Annotated in this window: 24 protein-coding genes; 6 read left to right on the top strand and 18 right to left on the bottom strand. The window is 40.8% G+C overall.

Features of this window, described 5'->3' with window-relative positions:
• Window positions 1-90: 90 nt before the first annotated feature.
• The 5 genes from DESMER_RS03340 to DESMER_RS03320 form a co-directional block, all read right to left on the bottom strand.
• Window positions 91-318, bottom strand: a complete 228-nt coding sequence (locus tag DESMER_RS03340; RefSeq protein ID WP_042333325.1) for an archease — start codon at window positions 316-318, stop codon at window positions 91-93.
• A 253-nt stretch (window positions 319-571) separates the two neighbouring features.
• Window positions 572-1,717: an ABC transporter permease gene (locus DESMER_RS03335; protein ID WP_014901650.1), complete on the bottom strand. Its 1,146-nt coding sequence runs from the start codon at window positions 1,715-1,717 to the stop codon at window positions 572-574.
• The gene (locus DESMER_RS03330) at window positions 1,717-2,490 is read right to left on the bottom strand and encodes an ABC transporter ATP-binding protein (protein ID WP_014901649.1); all 774 of its coding nucleotides are present in this window, start codon (window positions 2,488-2,490) and stop codon (window positions 1,717-1,719) included. Before DESMER_RS03330 ends, DESMER_RS03335 begins: the two co-directional genes overlap by 1 nt.
• A gap of 15 nt (window positions 2,491-2,505) precedes the next feature.
• Complete coding sequence (locus DESMER_RS03325) at window positions 2,506-3,522, bottom strand: HlyD family secretion protein (protein ID WP_014901648.1); 1,017 nt, start codon at window positions 3,520-3,522, stop codon at window positions 2,506-2,508.
• Window positions 3,523-3,594: 72 nt separating this feature from the next.
• Window positions 3,595-4,218, bottom strand: a complete 624-nt coding sequence (locus DESMER_RS03320) for a TetR/AcrR family transcriptional regulator (protein WP_014901647.1) — start codon at window positions 4,216-4,218, stop codon at window positions 3,595-3,597.
• Between the two features lie 389 nt (window positions 4,219-4,607).
• On the opposite strand from DESMER_RS03320, the gene DESMER_RS03315 reads away from it, so the two are divergent.
• Together DESMER_RS03315 and DESMER_RS03310 are read left to right on the top strand one after the other, a co-directional pair.
• Window positions 4,608-5,600 carry an ABC transporter substrate-binding protein gene (locus DESMER_RS03315; protein WP_014901646.1) on the top strand — a complete coding sequence of 331 codons (993 nt, stop codon included), beginning with the start codon at window positions 4,608-4,610 and terminating at the stop codon, window positions 5,598-5,600.
• 96 nt (window positions 5,601-5,696) lie between these two features.
• Complete coding sequence (locus DESMER_RS03310; protein ID WP_242831045.1) at window positions 5,697-6,464, top strand: ABC transporter permease; 768 nt, start codon at window positions 5,697-5,699, stop codon at window positions 6,462-6,464.
• A gap of 94 nt (window positions 6,465-6,558) precedes the next feature.
• On the opposite strand, the gene DESMER_RS03305 is transcribed toward DESMER_RS03310, so the two are convergent.
• The 4 genes from DESMER_RS03305 to DESMER_RS03290 form a co-directional block, all read right to left on the bottom strand.
• Window positions 6,559-8,301, bottom strand: a complete 1,743-nt coding sequence (locus DESMER_RS03305) for an NADH-dependent [FeFe] hydrogenase, group A6 (RefSeq protein WP_014901644.1) — start codon at window positions 8,299-8,301, stop codon at window positions 6,559-6,561.
• 24 nt (window positions 8,302-8,325) lie between these two features.
• The gene (locus DESMER_RS03300; protein ID WP_014901643.1) at window positions 8,326-10,212 is read right to left on the bottom strand and encodes an NADH-quinone oxidoreductase subunit NuoF; all 1,887 of its coding nucleotides are present in this window, start codon (window positions 10,210-10,212) and stop codon (window positions 8,326-8,328) included.
• Window positions 10,213-10,300: 88 nt separating this feature from the next.
• Window positions 10,301-10,789, bottom strand: a complete 489-nt coding sequence (locus tag DESMER_RS03295; RefSeq protein ID WP_014901642.1) for an NADH-quinone oxidoreductase subunit NuoE family protein — start codon at window positions 10,787-10,789, stop codon at window positions 10,301-10,303.
• A gap of 374 nt (window positions 10,790-11,163) precedes the next feature.
• A complete protein-coding gene (locus DESMER_RS03290) occupies window positions 11,164-12,273 on the bottom strand; it encodes a cache domain-containing protein (protein ID WP_014901641.1) in 1,110 nt (369 codons plus the stop codon).
• Between the two features lie 322 nt (window positions 12,274-12,595).
• On the opposite strand from DESMER_RS03290, the gene DESMER_RS03285 reads away from it, so the two are divergent.
• The 3 genes from DESMER_RS03285 (at window position 12,596) to DESMER_RS03275 (ending at window position 16,329) form a co-directional block, all read left to right on the top strand.
• Entirely contained in the window at window positions 12,596-13,666 is a 1,071-nt protein-coding gene (locus tag DESMER_RS03285) for a cytochrome c3 family protein (RefSeq protein WP_014901640.1), read from the top strand.
• A gap of 216 nt (window positions 13,667-13,882) precedes the next feature.
• Complete coding sequence (locus tag DESMER_RS03280) at window positions 13,883-15,082, top strand: diguanylate cyclase domain-containing protein (protein ID WP_014901639.1); 1,200 nt, start codon at window positions 13,883-13,885, stop codon at window positions 15,080-15,082.
• Window positions 15,083-15,132: 50 nt separating this feature from the next.
• Window positions 15,133-16,329 carry an anaerobic nitric oxide reductase flavorubredoxin gene (locus DESMER_RS03275; RefSeq protein ID WP_014901638.1) on the top strand — a complete coding sequence of 399 codons (1,197 nt, stop codon included), beginning with the start codon at window positions 15,133-15,135 and terminating at the stop codon, window positions 16,327-16,329.
• 108 nt (window positions 16,330-16,437) lie between these two features.
• Here DESMER_RS03275 and DESMER_RS03270 read toward each other — a convergent pair whose 3' ends face one another.
• The 9 genes from DESMER_RS03270 to DESMER_RS03230 all read right to left on the bottom strand — a co-directional run bounded on the left by DESMER_RS03270 (window position 16,438) and on the right by DESMER_RS03230 (window position 23,769).
• Window positions 16,438-17,103, bottom strand: a complete 666-nt coding sequence (locus tag DESMER_RS03270; RefSeq protein WP_014901637.1) for an HD-GYP domain-containing protein — start codon at window positions 17,101-17,103, stop codon at window positions 16,438-16,440.
• 52 nt (window positions 17,104-17,155) lie between these two features.
• Window positions 17,156-17,449 (bottom strand): DUF2325 domain-containing protein, encoded by a 294-nt coding sequence (locus DESMER_RS03265; protein ID WP_014901636.1) that lies wholly within the window; start codon window positions 17,447-17,449, stop codon window positions 17,156-17,158.
• Between the two features lie 226 nt (window positions 17,450-17,675).
• The gene (feoB, locus tag DESMER_RS03260; protein ID WP_014901635.1) at window positions 17,676-19,724 is read right to left on the bottom strand and encodes a ferrous iron transport protein B; all 2,049 of its coding nucleotides are present in this window, start codon (window positions 19,722-19,724) and stop codon (window positions 17,676-17,678) included.
• Window positions 19,725-19,781: 57 nt separating this feature from the next.
• Window positions 19,782-20,036, bottom strand: a complete 255-nt coding sequence (locus DESMER_RS23895; protein ID WP_014901634.1) for a FeoA family protein — start codon at window positions 20,034-20,036, stop codon at window positions 19,782-19,784.
• Window positions 20,037-20,058: 22 nt separating this feature from the next.
• Window positions 20,059-20,274 carry a FeoA family protein gene (locus tag DESMER_RS03250; RefSeq protein WP_014901633.1) on the bottom strand — a complete coding sequence of 72 codons (216 nt, stop codon included), beginning with the start codon at window positions 20,272-20,274 and terminating at the stop codon, window positions 20,059-20,061.
• A 176-nt stretch (window positions 20,275-20,450) separates the two neighbouring features.
• Complete coding sequence (locus tag DESMER_RS03245; protein WP_014901632.1) at window positions 20,451-21,608, bottom strand: metallophosphoesterase; 1,158 nt, start codon at window positions 21,606-21,608, stop codon at window positions 20,451-20,453.
• Window positions 21,609-21,796: 188 nt separating this feature from the next.
• Entirely contained in the window at window positions 21,797-22,384 is a 588-nt protein-coding gene (locus DESMER_RS03240; protein ID WP_014901631.1) for a universal stress protein, read from the bottom strand.
• 40 nt (window positions 22,385-22,424) lie between these two features.
• Window positions 22,425-23,522, bottom strand: coding sequence for a sulfite exporter TauE/SafE family protein (locus tag DESMER_RS03235; protein WP_014901630.1), 1,098 nt, complete (start codon window positions 23,520-23,522; stop codon window positions 22,425-22,427).
• A gap of 16 nt (window positions 23,523-23,538) precedes the next feature.
• Window positions 23,539-23,769: a hypothetical protein gene (locus DESMER_RS03230; protein WP_014901629.1), complete on the bottom strand. Its 231-nt coding sequence runs from the start codon at window positions 23,767-23,769 to the stop codon at window positions 23,539-23,541.
• A 426-nt stretch (window positions 23,770-24,195) separates the two neighbouring features.
• Here DESMER_RS03230 and DESMER_RS03225 point away from each other — a divergent pair, with 426 nt between their 5' ends.
• Complete coding sequence (locus DESMER_RS03225; RefSeq protein WP_427854279.1) at window positions 24,196-25,629, top strand: sensor histidine kinase; 1,434 nt, start codon at window positions 24,196-24,198, stop codon at window positions 25,627-25,629.
• Window position 25,630 lies beyond the last annotated feature (1 nt).

Genomic DNA, 25,630 nt, shown 5'->3' with positions numbered 1-25,630 from the left:
GAAATCTAATGACAGGCTTTTTGAATTAGCCAACTTTCTTCCGTTATGAATAAAGGAAAGATCTGTTCATGTTAACCTTACAGCATTCCCTTAACAATTAATTGGCAGTGTCTTAATCTCTATTTGACCTGTAGACACACTCATTGTAATACTTCTACTTAAGTATCCCCCAATTTGCTCATCGAGAATTTTTAAGTTCATACCTAACAGAGTCTCTCGAACTGCCTTGATATTTCTTTGGCCAATCTTAAAGTAATCATCCGCCCTTAACGAATCAGCTCCGCCAAATAACTTGACTTGTAAATCCCGAAGTTGCATAGTAGATTGGTCTGCGCTGTCCCTCCTTCTCCTTTACAGGATGGGGTAAAGCGATATGAATACTCTAGACCCGAGGGTGTGATATTGCGCAGCGAACCCTTTAGGCTGAGTCGCGTCAAGCGCCCTTCGATTCCGAAGTGCCAGAACGGCACGGGTTCACTCCAGGTACTACCCTGAAGTTTGCCGTTCTCGCTTCGGAATCAAGGGCGCTAGCGACGGTGCCGTGGGTGACCGGAGCAATATCACACCCTCGCTAATCTAAATTCTTCTTAAACTTCTTAGCAGCGATTCCCACTAAAATAATTGCAAAGGCACACAATATAAGGGTATCCTGCCAAAGATACTCCATTCCTACTCCTTTAAGGAAGATTCCCCTCACAATTTCCAGAAAATAAGTTAAGGGAAATAATCCACCTAAGATCTTTAAGAAAGTCGGCATGGTTTCCCGAGGAAAGATGAATCCTGACAATAGAATCGAAGGTAATATCAAAATAAACGTCATTTGCATTGCCTGCAGCTGAGTCCTAGCAACACTGGATATTAAGAGCCCAATGGCAAGAATCGTAAACAAGAAGATCGTTGATAACAGTACTAGCAGTGGGATACTTCCTGATGGTATAACTCCAAACCAAAAAATTCCCGTAGCTAAAATTAAGGTTAAAGAGACAAATCCTATGAACACAAAGGGAAGCAGCTTACCCAATAACAACTCAAGAGAACGGATAGGGGTTACGACCACTTGTTCCATGGTTCCCCGCTCCTTTTCCCGCACAATAGAAAACGAGGTTAACATAGCGATAACATTTTGCAAGATCAATCCAATTAAGGCTGGAATGTTAAAGACCATGGACTTCATGTCCGGATTATACCAAACTCTAGTCTCGACATTTAAGGGCATGCTCGTCCCTGCCGCTGCACCTTTAGCGGCTAGACGTATCCCCTGAATCTCGAGGGATTTATTAAGCCCCAGCATTTGAACAGCTGACATAGCTGCTCGTGCCACAGTGGGATCAGACCCGTCGACCAAAATCTGTACATCGGCCTGTCCATTATCCTTCTGTAATTCTTTACCAAAGTCAGGCGGAATGATAACTGCTACCCGAGCTTTCCCGCTATCCAAATAACCTTCAATCTGTTGATAGCCTTGAACAAAATTATCGGGATTTAAATACTGGGTATTTCGCATTGAGGTAATAAGCTCTCTGCTATCGGCAGTCTGCGATTGATCCCAAACAACTGTGGGTAAGTGATCGACATCCGTATTGACGGCATAACCAAATAGGAGCAGCATTCCGATAGGCATAGCAATAGCCATAATTAAACTGGCACGATCTCTTCTTATATGAAGGAATTCTTTTCTTAGTACTGCTAAAAAGCGCACCCAGGAAAATCTCCCCATTAACCTCTTCCCCCTTTCTTGAGGGCTTGATTACGAGGATCATCTAAGGCTTCGTTTTCTACATAATAGATAAAGAGATCATCTAAACTATCCTTCGCTTCTTTCTCTCTCATTTCGTCGGGTGATCCAAAGGCAATCAACCGTCCATAAAAAACAAACCCTAGGTAATCACAAGTTGCTGCTTCATCCATGTAGTGGGTACTGACGAGTATGGTTATTCCTTCTTTAGCTAACTGATGAATTAAATCTAAAAAAATACGCCGTGAAACCGGATCTACACCTGCAGTAGGTTCGTCTAATATGAGCAGCTGGGGACTATGCAGTAAAGCACAAGCCAACGCTACTCTCTGCTTCCATCCACCGGAGAGGGCTGATACAAGCTGAGTCGTACGCTCTGCCAAGCCAATCCGTTCAATAACCCGTGCCTTCTGCTCCTGTGCCCTTTTTCCGTGTAAACTATAAACCCCTGCATAGAAGTCTAGATTCTCTTTTACGGTTAAATCGTCATAGAGGCTAAACTTTTGCGACATATAACCAATGCGCTGTTTGATTTCTTCTGATTGAGTCAGAACGTCATAACCAAGTACTGTAGCTTTACCCTCAGTAGGAACCAAGACTCCACATAACATTCGGATCAGCGTTGTCTTTCCTGCCCCATTGGGTCCAACAAAACCCATAATAGCTCCGGCAGGAAGTTGAAAGCTTACTCCTCGAACAGCTGTATACGAACCAAACCGTTTAACCAGACCCTGGCAATCAATTGCTAAATTCATTTTGCCCTCACTCCTTTACTCCAGGGTTACATCTGCCGGCATACCTGCTTTCAGCTGGTCTTGACCTTCAATAACAGCTATTTTTACTGAATAGACGGTGGTCGTCCGTTCTTCCTTTGTCTGCACATTCTTTGGAGTAAATTCTGCTTGGTTACTGATATATTGAATCTTTCCCTTAAACTTTTTATCAGGGTAAGCATCAGCTATAATAGCAACAGTTTCGCCCATTTCTATCTCACCAAGCTTCGCTCCAGGTACATATATTTTAATCCACAAGTCGTTAGGATTTAGTATCGTTACCAGGGTTGTGCCAGGATTGACAACTTGGCCTACCTCGACATTTTTATAGAGAGCCTGACCATCAGCGGGGCTCTTAATAGTAAGCTTATTTATACCTAGTTCTGCGGTTTTAACGGACTGAGCTGCAATATCAACCGCCGCTCTCTGAGCCTGAATGGTGGGTTGAGTATACCCGGCAAGTGCCTGATCTAAACCAGCTTGGGCTACCTTAACACTCTCTTGGGCCCCTTGATATTGGGCCTTTAGGGTTGCGACTTTATTTTGCTGAGCTTCTACAATCTGTTGACTGATAGCACCACTCTCATAGAGTTTTTGATTTCTTGACAGATTATCTTCCTCAAACTTAAGATTGGGTTCTAATGCTAAAAGATTAGCATTAGCCTGGCTTACCAGATGTTCAAGCCGTTTTATTTCCTCTGCCCTCGCTCCGCCTAAAAGATCATTAAGTTTAGCTTGTGCTTGGGTTTGTTGGCTCTTGGCAGTATCCAAGGAAATCTTCGCCTGACTGTCGTCTAGCTTAGCAATAATATCTCCAGTTTTAATAACCTGACCTTCACTCACTAATAATTCAACAATCTTGCCACCCAACTCCGGCTGCACCGAAAGTTCAGTTCCTTCAATCGTCCCAGAAAACAGGTTCGACTCTGCAGAACGGTTTAAATAGCGATCCCCTAAGACCGACAGGGCAATAAAAACTATAACAATGATTACAACTACTGCCTTTTTTTTCATTTTTTCTCCTCCTGTTCCTTTAACTTAGCTAATCAATACTCCCAATAACTTCTAATTCATCTAACTTACGTCTTATTTGATAAGCAAACCATTTAAGAAAAGCTCAAGAATCTGATCGGCGGCCTCATCAATGGTTTTTTCCGGCGAAAATCCAGGGAAAACATGATTGAATATCCCATAAAACAAAACCATCCCCATAAAACTCCGCATCATAGCCGGAAATGGGATCGGTTTAAAAACCCCCTCTTCAACGCCCTTATTAAACCAAGGTTTGACGATGTTTATACCATCTCCTAAAATCCCATTCGATAAGGCCTCTCTGACTTCATCATGGTACTGAGCTTCAGCAAACATAAAACGGACAAGACCATCGTTTTCTTTGATTAACTCCAAGCGATTCTTTAAAAAACAGCGAAAGAATTCTACCGGATCTTCTTGTTCCTTATCAAGAGATATAATCCCAGTAAGGATTTTTGGTTTGAGAACAGCGATTAATAATTCCTTCTTGGTAGCGAAATGACGAAAGATGGTTCCTTCTGCAACTCCAGCTGCTTTGGCAATTTCCGCCGTTGTAGAGCCATTATAACCCTTTTCAGTAAAAATATTTAACGCTGCCTCAAGGATATCTTGACGCCGCTCTTCTGTGGTTTTCTTCTTATTTTTCTCCAATTGTTCTGTTTGACGAATTGATTTCATGACGCCCCTCCAAAGAACTAAAGATAATTTACTAATAACATGAGTGATTACTCACTCCTATGATACCATATACATTATCCATGTCAATAACTTAATAGACACCTTCCTCTTTAGATAGCCTCCAAAAGAATCAGGATTTATTATTGCTGATTCAGGAACTTTTCAATTCTGAAAGAATCGATACGAGCCTGGACAGCATTATAGTCATGAACCTTATTCTCCTAATTACTTACTATAAAAAACACAGAGCTTATAGGATAAAATTTGAATATTTAATTTACTTTAAATTTCTTTGTAATTTTACTCTTCATGTACCTTAGGTGTGTTAAACTATTAATAACCTAAAAATAGGATAATTCAAGTTTAACAAAAAGGATTGTGGTTTAATTATGTTTCGTTCAAAACTATTACTTATTTTCCTTTTATGCACAACCTTGCTAATTGGCTGTGCAACTCAAAGTTCTTCTAATCAAACCCCACCGGATAAACCTAAAGAAATAAACGCTTCCTATGTCTCCCGGCCTATCAACATCCCTTCAGTTGTCGCTAAGGAAAAGAAAATGTTTGAAGAGGAGTTTGCGAAAGACGGTATAGAATTTAAATGGCACGATATACCGGCCCCAAGCAATCAATTAGAAGCCTTAGCTAGTAAATCACTTGATTTTTCCAATAGTCTCAATTATGTTTCTGTTATCTTAGCAAAAGCTAGCGGGAATGATATCAAAGTCATTTCCTCCTACTCTCGCTTTCCCAAAGGAATAAGTCTCGTTGTAACTCCTAATGGATCTATAAGCACTATTGCCGACCTTAAGGGAAAGAAAATCGCCCTACAAAAAGGGACTATGCTTCATGAAATGCTAATTCGAGCCCTGGCAGAAGTAAATCTGACAACTCAGGATCTAGAACTTGTAAATATGGATTCAAATGCCGCAGCTACAGCTATTGCAACAGGTCAGGTGGATGCTACAATTCTGCCTGAACCACTCCTTTCCAAAACCATTGCTACAGGTAAGGTTAAAAAATTACGCACAGCAGAAGGACTAATTTCCGGCTTGACCGTAATTGCTGTTCGCAGCGAATTTGCCCAGACCCAACCCGAACTAGTAAAACGCTTCTTAAAAGTTCATAAAGCCTCCGTCGACTGGAGCAAAACAAACCTTGAAGAAGCATTCTCAATTACCGCAACGCAAAATCAACTTGATATAAAGGGCGTAAAAAACCTTTATCCCGCGTTTAACTTTGACATAAGCCTTAATGATGTTAAGTCCGACTTGCAAGAATCCGCTTCCTTTTTGCAAAAGGAAGGAATGATCCGTCCTGATGTCGACATTAATAAACTTGTTGAGGACTTAGTTGATCCAAGTTACCTACCCACAACGTAATTCATGGAGGTTTTTATGAAGGCTTCCTCAAACACTCCTCGAAAAAAGCCCAAAACTTTGAGGGGAGCTTTAACTAACTCAATGAGGACGAGGTTTTTGATAACACTGTTTCAAGGATTAGCTCTTCCCGTGATTATTTTAGTAATCTGGGAAATTCTCAGTGCCTTGGGCAGGCTGAACGGCTATCTCCTTCCCCCGCCCTCTCAGATTTGGGATCGTCTGTTAACCATCGCTAGTAATGGTCTGCTGATAAAGCATATAAGCACCAGCCTATACCGTGTTGTTATCGGCTTTACCCTGGCTCTCTGTCTGGCTCTTCCACTCGGTTTCCTGCTCGGCCTGTTGCCAGGGGTACGTAGTTTTTTATCACCCAGCCTGAGCTTTTTTCAACAAATTCCGGCTATTGCTTGGATTCCCATGTTTATCCTCTGGTTGGGCATTGATGAGACCTCGAAGTTTGCCATTATTATGTACTCAGCCTTTTTCCCAATCTTTCTTAATACCTTACACGGCATTGCTAGTACAGATACAGAACTTAAAGAAGTAGCCTACATTTATGGTCTTTCTCGCTGGGGCCTAATAACCCAAGTATATCTTCCATCAGCCGCTCCTTCTGTCTTTGTCGGTATGAGGCTGGGCCTGAGTTATTGTTGGCGATCCTTAGTAGCGGCAGAACTACTAGGTTCTTCTCAGGGTATTGGTTATCTGATTCAGGAGGGCCGTGAAATGGCTCAGACAGATTTGATGCTTGGTGGGGTTCTGGTGATTGGGCTTGTCGGCTTATCATTAGACTTTGCTTTTCGCCGATTGGAGACTACATTTTTGCCGTGGCAAGAAAAAAGAGAAATTCATCCAACAAAATAGCCAGTTTAGAGCCAGGGGTGGCGCACTAGCAAAGAGGAGTAAGCATCAATATGACGCTTACTCCTCTTGTTATTGTTTACACTCTTACAAGTATCTAGATTTTTTTCCGTGCCACATAACTGGTATGAAGTAATTTATGTGCTCTTTCTCCGTAAGGTTCACCTAAGAAATCTTTATAGAGACCAATAATAGCTGGATTTTCGTGGGACTTTCTTAAAGGTTTGGCGCGATCCTCTCGATATAATGCTTCTGCCCGTGAGGATAGGATTTCTAAATTTCCATGGTGATAGGGTTGTCCGCCACCACCGATACATCCTCCCGGACATGCCATGATTTCTATTACATCATAATCACTTTCGCCGGCTTGGATTTTCTCTAGAATTGTTCGAGCATTTCCTAACCCATGAACAACTGCAGCCCGATAATCCCGACCAGCAATTGGTACAACGGCTTCTTTGAGTCCATCCATTCCCCGTAGAACCTCAAATTCTACTTTCTCTAGGGTTTCTCCGGTGAGTACCTCGTAGGCTGTTCTTAAGGCAGCTTCGAGAACTCCGCCAGTCGTTCCAAAAATTACTGAGGCTCCTGTCGATTCCCCTAAAGGATGATCGAACTCTTGTTCTTTAAGATTGTCAAAATGAATGCTGGCTTCTCGAATCATACGCGCAAGTTCCCGGGTCGTGATCACAATATCCACGTCGGCAGTTTCTGCTCCTTGGGAAAGTTCCGGACGTGCCGCTTCATATTTCTTAGCAACACAAGGCATAACTGAGACTACTGTGATAGTTTTAGGGTCAATGCCTAAAGTCTTCGCATAATAACTTTTAATCAAGACTCCTAGCATTTCATGCGGGGACTTACAAGTTGAAGGAATGTCCAATAAATCCGGAAATTGATGTTCAAAGAATTTGACCCAGGCAGGGCAACAACTCGTAAGAAGCGGCAAGCGTCCGCCATGTTGTATGCGGTGAACAAGCTCTGTTGCTTCCTCCATAATTGTTAAGTCAGCCGCAAAATCTGTATCAAAGACTCTGTCAAAACCAAGCCTTCGAAGCGCAGCAACCATTTTACCTGTTACAATCGTCCCCGGTTCTAGTCCAAACCCTTCACCCAAAGCAACTCGTACAGCTGGTGCTGTTTGTACAACAACAAATTGATTGGGATCGTTGAGAGCCTTCCAAACCTTGTCAACCTGGTCTAGTTCTGTTAATGCACCCGTAGGACATACTGCAATGCATTGTCCGCAGAAGGTACAAGCAGTTTTACTAAGGGGTAAATCAAAAGCTGTTTTAACGACGGTTTCAAAGCCGCGGCCTACAGCAGAGTAAACACCTACCGTCTGAACATCGTTGCACATCGTCTCGCAACGGCGACAGCGGATGCATTTGTTAGGATCTCTAACAATGGAAGAACTTGACGTATCGATCTCAAACTCAGATTCGTCACCTTCATAAGAGATATGGCGGACTCCTAATTCTGAGGCGAGGGATTGAAGATCACAATCTTGGTTTTTAGCACAAGTTAAACAAGATTTTGGGTGATCGGAGAGAAGCAGTTCAACCATTGCTCTTCGGGCTTGGATAGCACGCAATGAGTCTGTTCTGACTACCATTCCGCTGGAAACCGGAGTTGAACATGAGGAGGCCAAATTGCGTCGTCCCTCTATTTCAACGACACAGACACGGCAGGAAGCAATATTGTTATTATAGTGCATTTCGTTAAGCTTTAAGTAGCATAAAGTTGGAATATCAATGTTTACGGTTCTAGCGGCTTCTAAAATAGTCGTTCCTTCCGGTACTTTAAGCGCTATGTCGTTGATAGTTAACTGTATATCCATATGGAGTCCTCCTTTAGGGATACCTTAATGGCAGATGATTGCTCCGACGACACGACATTGTTCCATACATGCCCCACATTTTAGGCAACGTTCTTGATCAATAACGTGACGTTTTTTAGTTGTGCCAGTGATACAATGCATTGGACATTTCTTAACACAAAGGGAACACCCAACGCACTTATCTGTAATTTCGTATTTGAGCAGGCTCTTACAAACGCCTGCAGGACAGGTCTTGTCAACAACATGGGCAATATATTCTTCCCGGAAATACTTTAAGGTAGAGAGAATGGGATTCGGGGCACTTTGCCCTAAACCACAAAGAGCTGTGTCTTTAATGATATTACACAATCTTTCCATGTTGTCTAAATCCTCTAACGTCCCTTTTCCTTCGGTGATCTTCTCCAGGATTTCATGCAAACGTTTGGTACCAACCCGACAAGCTGTACATCGACCACAGGATTCGTCCATCGTAAACTCTAGAAAATACTTGGCGATATTGACCATGCAATCATCTTCATCCAAGACTATGAGTCCACCCGAACCCATCATGGAGCCTATAGCTGCCAGAGACTCATAATCAATAGGGGAATCCAGATACTTGGTCGGAATGCATCCGCCCGAAGGGCCCCCGGTTTGAGCCGCTTTAAATGTTTTATGCTGCTTAAGTCCCCCGCCAATATCAAAAATAATTTGCCGCAGTGTTGTGCCCATGGGAACTTCTACGAGTCCTACATTATTCACTTTACCTGCTAGAGCGAAGACCTTAGTCCCCTTGCTTTTTTCAGTACCAATATTAGAAAACCATTCTGCTCCCTTGAGGATAATCGGCGGAATATTGGCCAAGGTTTCTACATTGTTGACGCAAGTGGGTTTACCCCACAAACCTTTTTGAGCCGGAAATGGCGGTTTTACAGAAGGTTCCCCTCTGGCCCCTTCAATGGAATGAATCAACGCCGTTTCTTCACCACAGACAAAGGCACCTGCTCCGTATTTAAGCTCAATCTCAAAGCTAAAATCACTGCCTAAAATTCCTTTTCCTAGTAACCCATATTCTCGGGCTTGCTCTATGGCAATTTTTAAGCGACTAATTGCTGCTGGATACTCTGCCCGAACGTAGATATATCCCTCGGATGCTCCAATGGCTGCACCTGCAATAAGCATTGCTTCTAAAACACTATGGGGGTCACCTTCCAAGACTGAGCGGTCCATGAAAGCACCCGGATCTCCTTCGTCAGCGTTACAAATAATGTATCGCTGGTCAGCTGGGCTCTTACGGGTAAAATCCCACTTTGAACCTGTGGGGAACCCGGCACCACCACGCCCCCGCAGTCCACTTTGCTTAAGAACATCTATAACCTCAAAGGGCTTCATAGAAAAAAGAACTTTGGCTAAGGCTTGATAACCATCTGCTGCAATATATTCAAGGATATTTTCCGGGGCAATATATCCAACATTGCGAAGAGCTATCCGAAGTTGTCCGTTGTAAAAAGGGATGCTACGAGCAAAACGCTCTTTAGTCTCAGGATCCATAAAAAGCAAGTGTTCTACTATCTTTCCTTGCATGAAGTGTTCTTCGACAATAGTTGTTACATCTTCACTAGAGACCTCACAATAAGTTACATTTTCAGGGAAAATTTGAATCATCGGGCCCTTTTCACAAAAGCCAAAACAGCCAGGTTGGAAGACTTTAATCTGTTCAGACAATTCCAATCTGTTCAGTTCTTCCTCTAAACGTTGGGCAATTCCCGGACTTCCCGAGGAATGACAACCAGGTCCTCCACAGACCATAACATGCCTTACCGGCCCTTGAGTTTTTTCGCTTCCAGCGGAATCCATAATCCGTCTAGTTTCAAGGAGTTTAAGGCTTTGAGCTTGTAATTCATTCAATGCATCAATACTTTTGAGTTTCATATGGCTTTCCCTTCCTTCGGTGACGCTTCTCAGAGCGTATACTGGGGACGGTTACTTCTAAAAAAACACGGTAAATTGAGATATGGATCTATCCTTCTGCACGGTACTTCGCTAAAACTTCATTTATGTCTTGTGGCTTTTGCATGCGTCCATGCACTTTGCCATCGACAATCATGACTGGAGCGAGACCGCAGGCTCCAACACAGCGCAATGTCTCTAAGGTAAAGAGATTATCAGGAGTTGTCTCTCCGGCCTTAATTTTTAGCTGACTTTCAAGTTCTTCTTTTAATTTATCTGCCCCCCGTACGAAGCAAGCTGTACCCGTGCAGACATTAACTACATGTTCCCCACGAGGTATCATCGTAAAAAATGAATAGAAACTTACTACACCGTAAACTGTAGCGGAAGGTATATCTAACTTCTGAGCAATATGCCATTGCACATTGTCAGGCAAATATCCATATATTTCTTGAGCATAATGAAGAACTGCAATAAGATTTTCCTTTTTGTGGGTCAGACTGTCAATATAATTATCCAGCTTTTGGGCAAATTGATTAGGTGTACCGGCTTCACACATGATAATCCTCCTTTATATAAAGATTTTTATTACCCCGTTTCTCACCTCTCTTCTTTATTCCTCTTCAAGAATATCCTCTCAGATAAATCGAAATTGTTTGTCAATTTCGATTGCTGTGAACAGTTTACCTCTCCGTCAGCTTACTGTCGTGTTTATGAACATTAAATAAGCGTTTTATCAATAAAGAAAATTAAGTTAATTAAGAAAATATCTATCAATTTACCAAATCAGACATATCTTACATTTATACCCTTATGGAAATCCTATTAGTTTTGTTGTATGAAATCCAAAGCTCATGATACTTCGCCTTATTTAAACATCAAAATAGACTCCGCCTAAAATCCAGGGCGAAGTCTATTGACAATAGTTGTATTTCACTGTGGTATAAATAATTTCACAGGTCTCCCTACTGTGCCATACTTCTGCTCAGATTTTAATACTCCGCAATGTTCTAGAAATTCTAGATAGCGGCGTACTGTTACCCTAGTAAGCTTAACTCCTTCTGCAACTTCCTCTGCGGAGAGTGGACGTTTATTTGCCTGTAGAAACTGCACTATCTGACCAAGAGTTGCTTGATGTAATCCTTTTGGTAATCCAGTATCTCCTATATTCCCCGGAAGCTCGAAGCTAGGCGGGGGCATATAAGCTGGAGTAAGATTTAGCGTCTCGTTTGGGGTATTGCTAGAATTAAGGCTGTTTATTCGATTCACTTCCGAAGTAAGAGATTGAATCTGCTCTACCATTTGGTTAAAGGCATCTTCAAGTTCTTCAATTTCTTTCGCTCCAGACACTTTAACCTTCTCTGTAAGGTGACCGGTTGCTACGTCCCGAGTCCCTAACATAATATTGTGCAAAGGGTAAATAATAACTTTCTGGAGAAAAAACCAAGTAAGAAACGCTACCAATAGAGTCAAGGCAAGTCCTATTTCTGCCATTATAATCAAAGACCGGGTGATTATCTCTTGTTCATAGGCATGAGATATTCCCACATAAAAAATGCCAATGATGTCACCGTTTTCTGCACGTAATGGTACATAACCTGTTTGATACCACTGTCCTACTACATCGGCTTCCCCTACGTAGGTTTGACCATTTTTGAGAACCGTCTGAACAATACTTTCAGAAACCTTAGTACCAATTGCTCGTTCATTATTTGAACCACGTATGGTTGTGGCAACCCGGGTATCTCTAAGGAAAATGGTTACTGTATCCCCAGTCAAACTGGATAAATGATCCACCAAGTCATTGTTTAAACTAATTTTCTCTGTCCCTTTATAGAGATTTCCGTCGTTTTCTGACCACGCCCCGGGATATGTCTTATCAATAATCTCCTCACAGGTAGCCAAATCCGCCTTAACCTTAATTATCGCTGCTGCCACTGCTCGATCCTTCATATATAGTCCAAGAACTACGAGAAAACAAGCTGCCAGTAAAAAAAGCGATGACAACAACACAATAAGAATTTGATTTTTTAGCGAACGCACAAAGTTCCCTTCTTTCTGTCTTAATCAATAAGAGAATTGGTAATTAGGATTATTCGCGAACGGAATCAAAAAACCTTTAATTTTAGGATAAATTGATTGAGAAAAATGAATCTTCGATTTATATCGGTTAATTACCATAAATTTCATACAAATTATTTTAGTTTTTAAGCATTATCCGATTAAATAATAAGCAAACTAAGACCATTGTTTAATCACTATCTTAGACCAATTAATATATATCCCTGTCTTCCTGACCAATTCTGGTCGAAACAATAAATTGTCGAAATTTGTTTGGAAACTACATTAAAGGAGGAACGACTCAATGAACTGGAAGAAACCATTTATCGCTTCAATTATTTCTCTTACTTTTTTAACAGTACTAGCTATGGGTTGCAACAAGACCGATGAAACTCCAACACCTCAACCATCGGGTCCTCAGTTAACCGAAACCCCTAAAGTGTCCTATGCAGGGGATGATGCATGTAAGGCCTGTCATACCGAAACTTTTGAAAATGTAACTCATACAAAACATCACGCCGCCTTTAAACCCCTTGCCGATTTTCCTTTGGAAAAACCTTTAGGCGAAATTACAATTTTTGATGCAGCTAACAAAGATAAGCCAACCTCAACGACTCTTGATTTATCCAAGGCGAAAATTTACGGCGTAATGATGGACGATTACGTAATTGCTGAAATTCCAGAATCAGCTGGATTTAAGGAAAAGCTATATCGAGTGGGTGCGGTTCATAAAACAAATGACAAGTGGACTGTTGAAGCACCAAAACAAGCTGACATTGATAATGATGGTAAAAATGACTGGACTGCAGAAAGTTTTACTTGCGGAAAATGCCATGCTCCCGGAATTGAAGTTGGATCTCCCAGTTACGGTGTATCCTGTGAGTCTTGTCATGGCCCTGGTGGAAACCATGTAAGTGCTACCGATAAGAAGGGAACAATGAACTCCGAGACTGCAAAAGAATCTTGCTTAAGTTGCCATGAAAGTAATCCTTCCAAGGATGCTCAAGGAAACTTCACTGCAAACACACACTATGGTACACGTAACTACTTCGCTAGCAAACATGCTCAGAGTTCACAATTAAACCAATGTCTGACATGTCATACAACCCATAAGGCTAACACCAATGGTTCTCTGCTGCCGACTGACAAACCGACCGACAACTGTGTCAAGTGTCATGCTGGTAAAACCTTTGATCTGGATAAACTTATGTGGAAAAACCCAACTGATGAACGTGGACACTTTACTCGTGATCATAGCTTTGGAGCTATGAAATATGAAGACCTGCAAGATGACCCTGCTACTAAACCTATTGAGATCAAAAATCCTACAATGATCGAATTGATTAAAAAGCAGCTGCCGGAACTGGCCAAGTAGAGCCTAAACCTGAAAGGGGATAGAAATGCAAACGCATTTCTATCCCTATTTTTATAAACGAAAAGCAGCCATACACTCGACCAAATTGGACTGCGAAGTCCAATTTGTGTAATATCTAACTTTACCCCTCTTCGGCAGGAATATTTTATGACAATGTAGAAGAAATAATTTACATATCTATCTCTATCGACATAACAGAGCTTAGGAGTATACTACATGAAACTTTTTTCCCCGTCTAAACTAACACGCACATACATTTCAGCCTTGAGTTTAATAGCCCTGCTTACGCTTGCTACATTCTTTGCAATGCACCAAGTTATTTCGACTCAATCTGATAGTGCGCTGCTTGTTAATATTAGCGGGAGCCAACGCTGGCTATCTCAAAAAGCAGCACTTCTTAGTGTTGAACTAGTTTACAGTTCTAATACTAGTGATCGCAAGCAGATTAGAGAGCAATTGTCGGAAACAATAGCTCAACTGCAGTCAAATCACCAAACCTTAATTGAAGATAGTACTCATATAATTCCATCACATTGCTTATCACCTCAAATGCAAGAAATGTATTTTAGTCCACCCGTAAATATGCACACTCGGCTTAACCGCTACTTATCTGAAGCCTTGGCCTTAGCCCAAGATCCTGAACACTTACTTACTCCTAATAACTCTCATTTAATATATCTGCTTCAAGAAAGTGGAAATATCCTAGAATCTCTGGATCAGATAGTATCTTTGCACCAGAAAGAAAGTGAAGCCAAGGTTCATCAACTTAGGCTAGTAGAAATTACGAGTGGCTTGGTAATTCTTATAACCCTCGCTTTTCTGGGATTGTATATTTTCCGACCTTTAGCAAACACTCTACTTATGGAAAGATTTCAGTTAGAAAATGCCAACCAAGAACTAAGTTTTCTTTCCTCAGTTGACGGATTAACAGGAATAGCTAACCGCCGTCACTTTGATCAGTTCCTTAACCAGCTATGGTTATTGGCGACACACAACAGAGAACCTATCGCACTTATATTATGTGACATCGACTTCTTTAAGGCGTATAATGATACTTACGGTCACTTGCAAGGGGATGAATGCCTTAAAGAAGTCGCAGCCTCCTTAAAAGGCTCCCTTAAACGCCAAGGGGATTTTATCGCACGTTATGGGGGAGAAGAATTTGTGGTTGTTCTCCCAAATACCACTGTGGAGGGTGCCGTAATTGTAGCTGAGACCTTACGTGTTAGTGTGGAAAATCTAGAAATACCCCATCGTCTTTCCTCTGTTACACCTAAAGTTACGATTAGTTTAGGAATAGCCGTTGGACATGCTAACCTCGCTAATTCTCCCACACCTCTAATCGAAGCTGCGGACAAAGCCCTTTATCAAGCAAAACAGAACGGACGTAATTGCTTCAGATTAGCCGAGGCTTAACATTATTAAAAGATTGATGACTCAACAAAACAAATTCAGGAGGTCGTATTATGAGTTTTACAGTTAATAAAAATGTACAATGGGTGGGTAAAATTGATTGGGAATTGAAAAAGTTCCATGGTGATGAGCTCTCTACACACAACGGTTCCAGCTATAATTCATATCTAGTTCGCGACGAGAAGACTGCCTTAATTGATTGCGTATGGACGCCTTTTGCCAAAGAATTTGTCGCAAATTTAAAGAAAGAAATTGATTTAAACACAATTGATTTTATAATTGTTAATCACGGAGAACCTGATCACAGTGGTGCTTTACCTGAGCTAATGCGGGAAATCCCTAATACCCCAATTTATTGTACCGCTAATGCCATCAAATCCCTAAAAGGGCAGTATCATCAAGATTGGAACTTCGTACCCGTTAAAACCGGAGATAAACTGAGTCTTGGTTCGAAAGAGTTCGTTTTTGTTGAGGCTAGAATGCTCCATTGGCCTGATACCATGTTCACCTATTTAACGGGAGATAATATTTTGTTCAGTAATGACGGTTTCGGACAGCATCTGGCTTCAGAGCACATGTTTAATGATTTAGTTGACCAAGCAGAGTTATATCGGGAAGCTCAGAAATATTTTGCGAACATTTTAACGCCATTTAGCAATTTTGTCCGCAACAAAATTACCGAGATCTTAGGCTTTAATCTGCCAGTGGATATGATTTGCCCAAGCCATGGTGTTATTTGGCGAGACAACCCAATTCAGATAGTCAATAAGTATGTAGAATGGGCATCGGATTATCAAGAAAATCAAATAACGATTGTTTACGATACTATGTGGAACAGTACCCGGAAGATGGCAGAGAATATTGCAGCCGGCATAAAATTGAGTGACCCAGATGTTACAGTCAAATTATTTAATTGCAACTCTACCCATTCCGATAAAAATGATATTATTACCGAAATCTTTAAATCCAAGGCAATTCTAGTCGGCTCACCAACCATTAATAAGGGTATCTCATTTGCAGTTGCCGGAATCCTAGAAATGGTTAAAGGTTTAGGGTTTAAAAACAAAAGAGGAGCCGCTTTCGGCAGTTATGGTTGGAGTGGTGAAAACACAAAACTTATTTCAACTGAATTAGAACACGCTAAGTTTGAATTACTCAATGAAGGGTTACGGGTAACCTGGAATCCTGATGAAGATGCTCTAATTAAGTGTCAAGAATTTGGTCAGAGTATCGCAGAGGCACTTAGATAAACAGACATTCTAAGCATAAACAAATAGTAGACACCCACTTTACTTGTAAGTGGTGTGTCTACTATTTGTTTAAATCAAAAAAATTTTGTTGATAATACACGGCCTAAGCTAACATTTCGAATGAACTGCTGCAACTGCCAATTTAGAATCGCCCTCATTCCTCTCAGACTCCAGGGATCGTTCTCGCCATTTTTTCCATAGTCTTTCTGAGGCTTCTACTGCAACGGGATCAAATTGTATACCTTTATTTAAGACAACCTCATCCCAGCATTCTTCCCAAGACAAGGCCTTGCGATAGGGCCTCATCGAAGTTATCGCATCAACAGCATCAGCTACTCCAATTATCCTTGAACCTAGTGGAATTCTGTTTTCATATAAGCCATCAGGATAACCTTTCCCGTCCCAGCGCTCATGATGATGCAGCACAATTTCAGCAATTTGCTTAAGACCCTTTGATTTAGCCAAGATTTTGTAGCCAATTTCTGGATGGTTTTGTATCTGGGCCCACTCATGGGGAAGAAGTCTTCCCTTTTTATTGAGTATGTTTTCGGATATACCCATCTTGCCTATGTCATGAAGGTGTGCCGCAATATGAAGATTTTCTAATTCCTGCCCTTTTAGTCCCATAGCGCGTCCTAAATCATAGGACATATCCCCTACCCTAGAAGAATGACCGCTAGTGTACAAATCTTTTGCTTCCAGAGCAGCTGCTAGACACTCAATGATATCGTGGAAGTGTTGAGGACGAAATAGTCTTTGAATGAATTGAAACATACCTTTCCTCCACTAGAGATTATCTATAGCCGCTTATCTTAAGATATTGTAATTATACAATGACTTTTTCTTCAAGTTCATCCAGCAGTCTGTCCAATGAAGCACCGCTGCTGCTATGGCTTCTAAACACAGGAATTTTCTTTCTCTTCGCTTCTTTTACTGCAGTATGAATCATTTTGTGAGAGACTGTTGATGTGAATAAAACAATTCCATCAGGCGATCCGATTACTTTATCGAACTTCGTGGGCATCTGAGTATAGACTTTTACATTGTGCCCCCGCTTACTACAGATACCCATATACTCACTATGCATTCTGTCATGACCACCAACTAGCACGATACTCATTGTTTCCGCCTCCTAACAAACTTTTTTCATTTGTAATAATTTTGTATTTTTAATTAAGGTCTTAGGATTTTTCGAGACAATTACATTGGCTTTGAGTGCAGCTGCTGCAGCAAATTTCTCCTTTCCTCATTCTGCAAATTGACCTTACAATGATAAACGCAGTCGCTCCGACAATGAAACTGCCGATAAACCAATTAATCATTTAATTCACCCATTCCTTAATTAATTAGCTAAAACCCAGCAATTTTCCAATTTGGAAGATTAAAAATGCAACCAGCCCTGCAACCCCTGTTGAATATCCTATAGTAATCATTGTCCATTTCCAGGAATTCATCTCCCGTTTAATAGTTGCAAAAGCTGCTATGCAAGGAAGATAAAGTAAAGAGAAGACCATGAAGGCGTAGGCGGTTAATGGAGTAAATACCGTTTGCAGAGCCGTGATAAGATCCGTTGAGCTTTCAGTAGCCTCTGCCACACCATGCAGGATACCCATTGTCGACACAACCGCTTCCTTGGCGATAAACCCAGTAAGCAGAGCAACAGCAGATCGCCAGTCTCCGAAACCCAGCGGAGCAAAAAGCGGAGCAATAACACTACCTGATGATCCGAGCATACTTTCAGCTGGTTCCGAAACCGCTTGGAACGTAAAGTTGAAGTATTGTAAAAACCAGATTATAACAGCCGCCGCAAAGATGATTGTCCCTGCCTTTTTGACAAATCCTTTGCCACGATCCCACATATGGAACATTAAGCCTTTTAATGTGGGAATTCTATAGGGAGGCAACTCCATTACAAAGGGTGCTACCTCTCCTTTAAGGATAGTCTTTTTAAGCAAAATTCCAGACAAAATGGCCACAATAATGCCTAAGATATAAAGGGAGAATACTACCACGGTCTGATTGCTGGCGAAGAAGGCAGCTGTATACAAAGCATAGATGGGAAGTCTAGCACCACAGGACATAAATGGGACGAGCATGATCGTTAAGCGCCGATCCTTTTCATTTTCCAAAGTTCTTGTACTCATGACCGCCGGAACGGTGCATCCGAAACCTATCAGCATGGGAATAAATGATTTTCCACTTAAGCCCAGCTTTCTCAGGAGTCGATCCATAACAAACGCTGCTCTCGCCATATAGCCAGTGTCCTCTAGAACGGATAGAAAGAAAAATAAGATCATAATTTGCGGCACGAATACCAACATACTTCCCAACCCGCCAATAATCCCGCCTACAATAAGATCCTGCAACCAAACTGCTGCTCCTGCTCCTTCAAGGGCGGTCAGAGCAAAGTCTGCGATTGTTTCGTTCACCAACACATCAACAAAGTCAATAGTAGAAGAGCCGATGGTACCAAAGGTTATAGAGAATATTCCAAACATCAGCGCTAAAAACAATGGAATTGCTAATATTCTATTGGTCACAACTTTATCAATTGTATCTGACATGGTTAAGTATGAGTTATCTGCTTTTTTCTTAACAACTTTGCGTGTTACATTCGTCGTAAATTGATATCTGCTGTCGGCGATAACTGTCTCGATATCCATATCAAATTTCTTTTCTAATCTTTCCTGATACGCTTTAAGCCTTATTAACAATGAAGCTGGAACCTTCAATGTTTCTTGAACTTTTTCGTCCCCTTCCAATAGCTTTAAAGCTGTCCAGCGAGGATTTTTCACTTCACTCTCTAGTTCCGGTAGAATCCTGCTTTCAATTTCCTCAATACTTGCTATGATACTTTTATTATGTATCTCTTGAAGCTGTGGAGAACTATGGCCTGAAGCTGCTGTTTGAGCTACACTAAGAGCTCTATCCAAAAGTTCTTTTACGCCCTTGCCTTTGCTCGCAGTGATTGGCACCACTGGTATATTCAGTGAAGACTCCAGGGTAGCCAGATCAATCTTATCCCCTTTGGCATCTACGGAATCCATCATGTTTAGAGCAACAATAACATTTACCCCTAATTCGATTAATTGAGTGGTCAGATATAGGTTTCTTTCTATATTAGTACCATCAATGATATTGATCACAATATCTGGCATTTCATTGATAATGTAATCTCTGGCTATGACTTCCTCCATAGAATATGGGGATAATGAATAGATCCCCGGAAGGTCGATAATCAGAACATCCTCTTTTAACTTTTTGGCTTTTCCTTCTCTTTTTTCAATAGTAACTCCAGGCCAGTTTGCAACATACTGAGTGCCCCCAGTAATTTCATTAAACAAAGTAGTTTTTCCACAGTTCGGATTCCCTACTAATGCAAACTTTAACCACACTACTCCACAACTCCCCCCAAGACGTCGATAACCATTCTCATTTGAATCTTAAAAAAATTACTCCTCTTTATGCAGGAGCAACCCTGATTCTAGTATAATATTTTGCACCTCAGCCTTCCTCAGGGTTAATTCGTACCCCCGAATATTGACTTCTATTGGGTCGCCAAGTGGCGCTACTTTCCTTACCAATACTTCTGCTCCCCGGGTCACACCCATATCCATTAAACGTTTCTTTACAGAACCCTTTTCACCTAAGACTTTGACAATCAGGCCTTTTTCACCTGTTCGTAACTCCTTTAAAGTTCTATCCAAAATATTTACCTCCTCCAAAACCTCATGCATGTACCATTACTTGCTGAGCAACTCCCCTATTTAAGGCCAATCTAGATCCTTTGACGGCCACAATTAGATTGCCGCTAAACTCGGTAATGACTGATATCGTAACCCCAGGAATAATCCCTAAACCTTCCAGAAACTTTTTAGTTGTTTCTTTAGCTCTACATGCTTCAACTATAGCCTCTTTACCCGGTGATAACATAGTTAAAGGCATTCTTTCCACTCCTTATTGCAAAATGTTTGCAATTGATAATCAATATCATTATCTTTAAGGCTTATGTTATCACTAATCTCCTGATACGTCAACGAGAAATTTAAGCTAAGTTCTTGGCTCTAAACACAAACAAAAAGCTCTGGAAGCAAACTTCTTCCAGAGCTCATTTAACGTTACTATTTAAATGTTATTGTAATATCCACGATCTCAGGGGTATTACCGATTCGAATCGGAGGCCCCCATGTCCCATAACCCGATGATACTATGAGTTGAAAGTCCCCTTTGCGCAGATATCCCCAATCCTGTTCAAAAACTTTCTGTGTAATAAACTGAATGGGAAATAGTTGCCCATTGTGAGTATGCCCAGAAACCTGAAGATCTACTTTTTGTTCAACCGGTTCCTCCAAATGAGAGGGTTGATGATCCATTACTATAATTGGCAAAGAGGGATTTATCCCCTCCATCAGAGTTGCTAAGCTTTCTCGCTTCGTTCCATTAAAACGTGATCCCGATAAATCATCTCTCCCTACAAGGGCGAAACTCCCCCCAACCTCTTCTGAACTATCCCTTAACACTTTTACTCCTGCTTCATTTAGATATTTTATTGCCTCATTGGCATTGCCGCCAATGTATTCATGGTTGCCTAACACAGCAAAACTCCCATAAGTAGAGGACAGCCTACGGAAGTTATCCGCAACTTGCTGTTTATTTTTGGATTCAATATCTTCATCAAACACATCTCCCGCCATAAGAATCAAGTCGGGTTTCAGCTCATTAACTTTGTCGACCAACTTGGTAAGATGATCATTCTGAATAATTGTTCCAAGATGTATATCGGAAACCATGACAACGTGTAGTTTCTTTAAGGCTCCTGCTTGTTTTGTAATTGTTAGGTCATAATGGTTAATTCGTGGATGACGGGCATTCCAGGCTCCATAGCTAATAATTCCTATTACTAATACGAAAACAGTCAGCCCTAAGACAGGGTTCAAACTCTGTTTTATTCCTACTGGTACAAAATGGAGCCGACTGTCAAACACACGGAGGAGATCCAGCAACAATATTATTAATAAGAAATAGAGCATACAGGCCATCCAATACGCTCCAAGAACAGTTAGTATTTCATGTAAGATGATAGGAAGAAATTTTTTCAATAACCTACTAAATAAGTAAGCTAGAGAAAGCAGCAAGAAAATTGTCCAATAAACCTTGGAATTAAAAAATGGAACATAGCTAAACAGAGCCTGCCATCCACGCAGACCTATGTAGTAGTTAAGCCCACCATAAACTAAAAGAACCATGGTAACAACTATCATAAATCCAGGATTGACCATTCAGAAAATACCCCCACACATACATTAAATCCAGGTTTTAACATAATCTACAAAGGGTATTATACAACTTTTCCCTATCTAAGTCATATTCTTTTTATTTCTCCATCCTATTCCCTTATGTGTCGCTGAAAAGACCACAAAAAAAGACTAGGCGATTATTACTCTCCTAGACTTTAATCTGAATGCTATTATATTGTTTTCACCTCATATAAGTGATTTCTTCGCCCTTTGCGACGACCAGACTTCTCTGACGAAGAAGAGCAAAACTCATCAATAAATTCCTGAGGCAGTTTCTTAATCAGTAATACCGGTATTTTAGATTTATTCAGGACACTATGGGCTAAACTTCCATGCATTAAGCCCTTAAAGCTGCTTGGCCCTCTTGTACCCATGATGATCAATTCAGGTCTCTGTTTGGTCGAATAATCAATGATTGAGTCTACGATATCTGGAATATTCGAATTAGCAAAGATAACTTCTTGACTGACATCCTGCCCTGTTTTAAAGAATATCTCATTTATTTTAGCAATAATCTTAGAATCCTGACTCGCTTTATTAACTTCCTGTTTCACAGAGCAGAGATCTGATGACCACTGGCCCATCAAATTGTATTCACCCGGTATAAACACTCCCTCAACACTCTCTTGCGCATGTACGATATTTAGGGACATATGAGGTATTCTTTTTAGCAAATCTGCTGTGTAAACAGCAGCTGACAAAGAATGTGGGGTTCCGTCAAAATAAAGAAGTACCTTAAAGAGATTTCCTTGATTCATCTATATTACCACCTCGATTTATGAAATTAGGGGCGTTAAATTAGGCAAGATCACGCTTTAGGGTACTCTGAACCGAGCTCAGTGAGTTTACTTTTGAGGCCTGTTTATATCGAACAATATACCGAATTATCATCAATACGCCTATAATAGCACCACCGTACAGAGTAACTGTAGCTGCCAAATCAAGAAGACCAGCCACTCCATTAGATAGGTTCATCATATGCAGGTCAGTCAAATATTTGGGAATAGCAAAGGCTCTGCTTAGAGCAGACATACCAATTACCATAGCCATTACAAATTTAATTTGCAATTCAGTAACCATTTTAGTGGCGTTGGCCCCAATATGGAGTCCTAAAAGAGATCCCAAATATAGCAGTAAAACCAGCCGAATATCCACAAAACCATTCATAGCATACTGAAAGGACCCTGAGGCACCTGAGAAAATAGCTAAGAATAATTCTGTCCCTGCTGCCACCATTGTAGGGATACCCAGAAGATATATCATGGCTGGAACTCCAATGAATCCTCCTACACCTACTGTTCCAGCTAACCATCCGGTTGCTAAACCGATAATCGCAACGAGCCATAAGGATACACGAACATTAGCAACTTTAAAATAGATCATAGGTGGAATATTTAAGCTTGATAATTTAGCTGCTAATCCCGACGGTTCACTTGAACCCTTATTAGAGTTTGGCTTAGAAATATCTCTTAAAATAAAAACCGAAAGACCGGATAACAGAACAACAAAAACTACACTAATATACAAGTTCGAACCTTCCTTGCCCATACTAGCAAAAATTGACTCATTTAGAATAACCGCTAATCTAACTCCAAGTAATAGAAAAGCTACCATGAACACGCCGAGCTTGACATCGACATTTCCCATCTTAGAGTGCTTCCTGGCCCCAACCATTGCTTTACCAAATTTATGAGCAAGATTCGAACTTACTGCTGCGATACCGGGAACCCCCAAGGCCATCATGCCTGGTGTCATTACAAAGGCACCACCGCTTCCTAAAAAGCCGCTTAATGTTCCTCCTAAAAAACCAAGTCCTATCATAGAGAGTCCCGTTTTTGGGGTAATATCTATAAACCGCATAACCTCTCCAACTAGATTAACTGCTTCTCCAGCCATTGGTGAAGCCCCCTTTCTAATGTTTACTTTCTAAGCCTAGTATGCTTAGAGTATGAGATATCGCTGTCCCGTACAAAAATGCGATTCCGATGACGGTGCCTAAAAGGCAAACTGCTGGAATTATTCCTTTGCTTAAATAGAAACCATTTAATTGATCAATGTTAAAGAAAATTAGTACATACGCACTGATCGATAATCCTAGATAGACGATAGTTTTTAAAGAGCTCGTTTTTGCCGCTCCACTCATACCAATCTCTCCTTTGTAATTTAGTAAAAAGTTACCTTGAGTTAAAGAGATATCCCCCCTCCTTGGTTTGTGATATAATTCTCTATATAGCAAATACTGTGCCAACGTCAATTAGCTGATATTCTATGCATTTATTATGACCATTAAAAAAAGAAGTGTAGCAAATGCTATACTTCTTCATAAGGAAAGCAAGTACAAATTCATTGGTTAACCTGCTTTTCCTCTCTATTGCTTAGATTATTAGATTTTTTCTCGGAATTCCGCCTAAATGTATCTTTTGCTACAGCTAAATGTATTATATAATTCAACTAATAGAATCCACTGGTAGTTGGAGGTGGCGTTGTTTTGGGCATCCATAAGGATTTCCTATCGTCGTTCAAGAGAAAAAGTCTTACCAATCAGCTAGTTACAATTTTTGCATTTATTATGCTTGTCCCTTTATTAGCCTTAATGTACGACATTTTCTTTGCTTCTCAAACAGACCAAGTAATCTTTTTTGATAAGGAACAGAGGCTTGCAGCTTTAGTAAAAAGCACTAATCAAGAACTTTCGGTAAATCTCGATTCTTTAGGGTTTGAACCTGAAAATTTATCCCCCAACCTTCTGCACAACGAGTTCACTAAAGTTGTAGAACCATATATTCCGTCAAATTCCGGTATTCGCTTCGGTTTATATGTTCCGCAAGCAGAAAAGATTACAGTATTGGGTTTCTTACATAATTATCGAAACCTATCCCCCGCCGAAGAAACTCAGAGAGAGAAAGAAATATTTGCAAGTACCAAATCAGGCCTTGTTGCTGCAGAAATGGGTAAAGAGCCCCTCTTTCGAATCTCCGGGTCTTTTGATGATCAAGTAGTAGAATACATTTCACCCGTTGTCCTTAAAGGGAAAGTAGTTGCAGTTATGTGGGCCGGGGAGCGCCTTAACCCGTTTTTTTATCAAAGCAGTTTTTATCGAAAATTGCTGCGGTATTCTACATTAGGCGTATTAGCCGTCGTCATGTTTGCTACTCTAAGAACAATACGCAATATCACTACTGGAGTAGATCGCTTAAAGCGAGGGTTACATCGTATGGAATATGATATACACCACCTATTACCTGAAATGTCCGGTGAACTGGGAGAGGTGGCTCGGGCTGTTAATCGCATGGCCGAGAGTTTAAGTGAAAAGGAACGTTTGGAAGATCAACTAAGGCAATCTGAACATCTCATAGCTCTAGGACAATTAGCTACAGGTGTAGCTCATGAATTACGAAATCCCATCGGTATTATTAAAACTTTAGTCGACCTAATGAAACAGGAATATTCTCAGATGAGTGGTATCGAGGAATATACACGGGCAATAGATGAACAAGTGGACAGACAAGACAATGTAATTCAAGAACTGTTAGACTTTGGACGGCCGACTAAAGTTTCTATTCGAGAGTGTTCAATTAATGATCTAATTATGGCAGTCCTATCATTTTCAGCAGCAATGTTACGAAAACAAGAGGTAAAAGTTCAACTTCACCTAGATCCTAAGCTTCCCAAAATCCTCGCAGATACCGAAAAACTCAAACAGGTATTCGTAAATATTATAGTAAATGCTGCTGAAGCTATGCCTTCCGGCGGCAATTTAGATATTACAACAAGTCAAACGGATGATATAGTTATTGTCAGCTTGTCTGATACAGGCGAAGGAATCTCGGGAGGGGATATTCATAGAATATTTGACCCCTTCTTTACTACTAAGCAAGCCGGTACAGGATTAGGCCTATCTATCTCATATCAAAGCATTAAGCTACACGGTGGAATGATCGATGTGGACAGCACTCCTTATAATGGTACAACCTTTACAATCAAACTACCAGTGACACCCTAAT

The sequence above is a fragment of the Desulfosporosinus meridiei DSM 13257 genome, from assembly GCF_000231385.2.
Classification (GTDB): Bacteria; Bacillota; Desulfitobacteriia; order Desulfitobacteriales; family Desulfitobacteriaceae; genus Desulfosporosinus; species Desulfosporosinus meridiei.
Note: the sequence above shows the minus strand (reverse complement) of the source record. Positions and strands in the feature narration are given on the sequence as shown.

Coding starts and splice junctions, on each gene's coding strand:
- DESMER_RS03340 (WP_042333325.1), bottom strand. CDS start 318: ATGCAACTTCGGGATTTACAAGTCAAGTTATTTGGCGGAGCTGATTCG.
- DESMER_RS03335 (WP_014901650.1), bottom strand. CDS start 1,717: ATGGGGAGATTTTCCTGGGTGCGCTTTTTAGCAGTACTAAGAAAAGAA.
- DESMER_RS03330 (WP_014901649.1), bottom strand. CDS start 2,490: ATGAATTTAGCAATTGATTGCCAGGGTCTGGTTAAACGGTTTGGTTCG.
- DESMER_RS03325 (WP_014901648.1), bottom strand. CDS start 3,522: ATGAAAAAAAAGGCAGTAGTTGTAATCATTGTTATAGTTTTTATTGCC.
- DESMER_RS03320 (WP_014901647.1), bottom strand. CDS start 4,218: ATGAAATCAATTCGTCAAACAGAACAATTGGAGAAAAATAAGAAGAAA.
- DESMER_RS03315 (WP_014901646.1), top strand. CDS start 4,608: ATGTTTCGTTCAAAACTATTACTTATTTTCCTTTTATGCACAACCTTG.
- DESMER_RS03305 (WP_014901644.1), bottom strand. CDS start 8,301: ATGGATATACAGTTAACTATCAACGACATAGCGCTTAAAGTACCGGAA.
- DESMER_RS03300 (WP_014901643.1), bottom strand. CDS start 10,212: ATGAAACTCAAAAGTATTGATGCATTGAATGAATTACAAGCTCAAAGC.
- DESMER_RS03295 (WP_014901642.1), bottom strand. CDS start 10,789: ATGTGTGAAGCCGGTACACCTAATCAATTTGCCCAAAAGCTGGATAAT.
- DESMER_RS03285 (WP_014901640.1), top strand. CDS start 12,596: ATGAACTGGAAGAAACCATTTATCGCTTCAATTATTTCTCTTACTTTT.
- DESMER_RS03280 (WP_014901639.1), top strand. CDS start 13,883: ATGAAACTTTTTTCCCCGTCTAAACTAACACGCACATACATTTCAGCC.
- DESMER_RS03275 (WP_014901638.1), top strand. CDS start 15,133: ATGAGTTTTACAGTTAATAAAAATGTACAATGGGTGGGTAAAATTGAT.
- DESMER_RS03270 (WP_014901637.1), bottom strand. CDS start 17,103: ATGTTTCAATTCATTCAAAGACTATTTCGTCCTCAACACTTCCACGAT.
- DESMER_RS03265 (WP_014901636.1), bottom strand. CDS start 17,449: ATGAGTATCGTGCTAGTTGGTGGTCATGACAGAATGCATAGTGAGTAT.
- DESMER_RS03250 (WP_014901633.1), bottom strand. CDS start 20,274: ATGCCTTTAACTATGTTATCACCGGGTAAAGAGGCTATAGTTGAAGCA.
- DESMER_RS03245 (WP_014901632.1), bottom strand. CDS start 21,608: ATGGTCAATCCTGGATTTATGATAGTTGTTACCATGGTTCTTTTAGTT.
- DESMER_RS03240 (WP_014901631.1), bottom strand. CDS start 22,384: ATGAATCAAGGAAATCTCTTTAAGGTACTTCTTTATTTTGACGGAACC.
- DESMER_RS03235 (WP_014901630.1), bottom strand. CDS start 23,522: ATGGCTGGAGAAGCAGTTAATCTAGTTGGAGAGGTTATGCGGTTTATA.
- DESMER_RS03230 (WP_014901629.1), bottom strand. CDS start 23,769: ATGAGTGGAGCGGCAAAAACGAGCTCTTTAAAAACTATCGTCTATCTA.
- DESMER_RS03225 (WP_427854279.1), top strand. CDS start 24,196: ATGCTTGTCCCTTTATTAGCCTTAATGTACGACATTTTCTTTGCTTCT.